This window comes from Streptococcus mitis, assembly GCF_001579035.1.
Lineage (GTDB): Bacteria > Bacillota > Bacilli > Lactobacillales > Streptococcaceae > Streptococcus > Streptococcus mitis_J.
The window spans coordinates 9,516-11,779 of record NZ_KQ970290.1 but is presented as its reverse complement, the minus strand read 5'-3'; the positions used below and the strand labels follow the sequence as shown (position 1 = coordinate 11,779).

Genomic DNA, 2,264 nt, shown 5'->3' with positions numbered 1-2,264 from the left:
CACCTTTTCGATTATTCATTTTCTTCTGTCACAAATTGACTAAGCAGTCCGTTGATAAAACGGGCCGATTTTTGATCTGAAAAATTCTTGGCAAGTTCAATGGCTTCATTGACTGCTACCAGCTGAGGTGTATCAAATGATGTGATTTCAAAGATTCCCAAGCGTAGTAAATTTTTTTCGATCAAGGTCAATCGTTCAACTGTCCAGCCTGACTTGAGGTGCTGGTTGATTTGTTTATCCAACTCGTCTTTTTGAGCTTGAACGCCAGAAACCAAGTTTAGAAGAAAGGCTGGGATTTGCACATCAGCATCTTCACGGTCATGTGTGTAGGCAAAGTGACAAGCTGTTTCCATATCTGTGCCGAATTCAAGGCTCATAAGAGCTTGAAAAGCACATTTACGAAGTTCGCGTCTAGATTCTAATAATGGACTAGTCATTAAGGAAGTCCTCGTCAAACAGATCTTTCAACTCTGGTTTCGGAGTTTTATCCGGAACGATTCCAGCAACGTGAATATTGACAACAGAAAGTTCCACATCAGCCATATTACGAACAGCGTCCTTAACAGCTTTTTGGATAGCCATAGCAACTTTAGGTACTTTCACACCGTACTCAAGGTAGAGATAGATGTCAGCAGTTAGCTCTTCGTTGCTTTCTTTTAAGTAGACTCCACGACCAAGAGAGAGTTTTGATAGGGTGTCAGATACGGATTTATTTGAAAATGAGTGGACACCATCAACTTTAGCAGTTGCGATGGCAATGATTTTTTCAAGTACACGTGGAGCGATAACGATTTCGCCAAATTGTTCTTCAATTCCCATAGAATGACCTCTTTCTAGAGATTAGGCACGAGAAACGTAAGTTCCTTCTGCAGTGTTGATGATCAATTTTTGTCCAGCTTCGATGAAGTCAGGAACGTTGACAACAAGTCCAGTTTCCATAGTCGCTGGTTTACCAGAACCTGTAACAGTAGCACCTTTGATAGATGGTTGTGTTTCAGCAACTGTCAATTCAACAGTAGTTGGTACAGTGACACCGATTACTTCAGTTCCGTAGAATTGGATTTTCACATCAGAGTTTTCAAGGATGTAAAGCAATTCATTTTCAACGTTTACGACTGGGATTTCGTATTGGTCGTAAGTTTCAGTGTTCATGAAGTAGGCAGTTTCATCCATTTTGTACAAGTATTGAGCTGGAACAGTTTCGATAATAGCTTGTTCGAATTTTTCTTCTGGACGGTAGCTTGTGTCAAATGTAGAACCAGTACGGACATCACGTAATTTCATACGCATGATTGTGTTCCCTTTACCTGGTTTGTGGTGGCTAGCTTCCAAAACGCGGATTAATTTTCCGTCTGCAGTTTCAAATGTCATACCAGCTTTCAATTTGCTTGCTTCAATCATGTTTTTACCTCTTTAATAAATATTATTACTCTTCATTTTACCATAAAATCTTCTGGAAATAAAGCCAAAATAGTTATTGGGATTTGTTAGGAGCGAAAAAAACCAACCTTAGGGCTGGTTTCTTTTACATATTAATCTTCTTTCAACTTCGCCAATTCTTGGGCAAGGAGTTTAAGGGCGACTTGTGGGTTGGCTTGGCCTTTGGTTGCTTTCATAAGGAATCCTGTAAAGGCCTTATCTGCGTTGCGTTTGCCTGACTTGAAGTCGGCAACAGCAGCTTCGTTATCCGCAAAGACTTGGTGGATAATTGGAATCAAGACAGCTGGATCTGAGATTTGAACCATACCTGCTTTCTCAACGTATTCACGCGCACCACCACCATTTTTAGCTAGGTGGACAAAGACTTTCTTGGCAATCTTAGAAGAGATAGTGCCATCTTCGATGATGGCAATCATTTCAACCAAGTTTTCTGGTGTCAATTCGATTTGTTCTAGTGTTTTTCCTTCAGCATTCAAGAATTGAGCAACTTCTCCTTGGAGCCAGTTAGAGACTTGCTTGGCATCACCACCAAGAGCAACAGCTTTTTCAAAGAAATCAGAAGTGACTTTATTTGCAGTCAACTGGCTAGCATCGTAGTCTGACAAGCCAAGGTCAGATACGTAGCGCGCACGGCGTTCTTTTGGAAACTCTGGCAATTCAGTACGCATTTCCTCAATCCACTCGTCTGAAATTTCAAAGAGAGGTAGGTCTGGTTCTGGGAAGTAGCGGTAGTCTGCAGCTCCTTCCTTAACACGCATGAGGATGGTTGCTTTGTTAGCTTCATCATAACGGCGTGTTTCTTGGCGGATTTGCCCCCCTGAGCG

3 protein-coding genes and 1 pseudogene are annotated in these 2,264 nt (G+C 41.5%); all 4 read right to left on the bottom strand.

Going from position 1 to position 2,264, the window contains the following annotated elements:
• Window positions 1-11: 11 nt before the first annotated feature.
• Window positions 12-437 carry a transcription antitermination factor NusB gene (nusB, locus tag SMIDD26_RS08220; protein ID WP_049546925.1) on the bottom strand — a complete coding sequence of 142 codons (426 nt, stop codon included), beginning with the start codon at window positions 435-437 and terminating at the stop codon, window positions 12-14.
• Window positions 430-819, bottom strand: coding sequence for an Asp23/Gls24 family envelope stress response protein (locus tag SMIDD26_RS08215; RefSeq protein ID WP_050242198.1), 390 nt, complete (start codon window positions 817-819; stop codon window positions 430-432). The genes nusB and SMIDD26_RS08215 overlap by 8 nt, the downstream gene beginning before the upstream one ends.
• A gap of 21 nt (window positions 820-840) precedes the next feature.
• A complete protein-coding gene (gene efp / locus SMIDD26_RS08210; RefSeq protein ID WP_000568643.1) occupies window positions 841-1,401 on the bottom strand; it encodes an elongation factor P in 561 nt (186 codons plus the stop codon).
• 131 nt (window positions 1,402-1,532) lie between these two features.
• A pseudogene (locus SMIDD26_RS08205) lies at window positions 1,533-2,264 on the bottom strand (Asp-tRNA(Asn)/Glu-tRNA(Gln) amidotransferase GatCAB subunit B); the annotation flags it as partial.

Excerpts from the sequence above, each read along its gene's own strand:
- efp (WP_000568643.1), bottom strand. The coding sequence starts at position 1,401 with ATGATTGAAGCAAGCAAATTGAAAGCTGGTATGACATTTGAAACTGCA.
- SMIDD26_RS08215 (WP_050242198.1), bottom strand. The coding sequence starts at position 819 with ATGGGAATTGAAGAACAATTTGGCGAAATCGTTATCGCTCCACGTGTA.
- nusB (WP_049546925.1), bottom strand. The coding sequence starts at position 437 with ATGACTAGTCCATTATTAGAATCTAGACGCGAACTTCGTAAATGTGCT.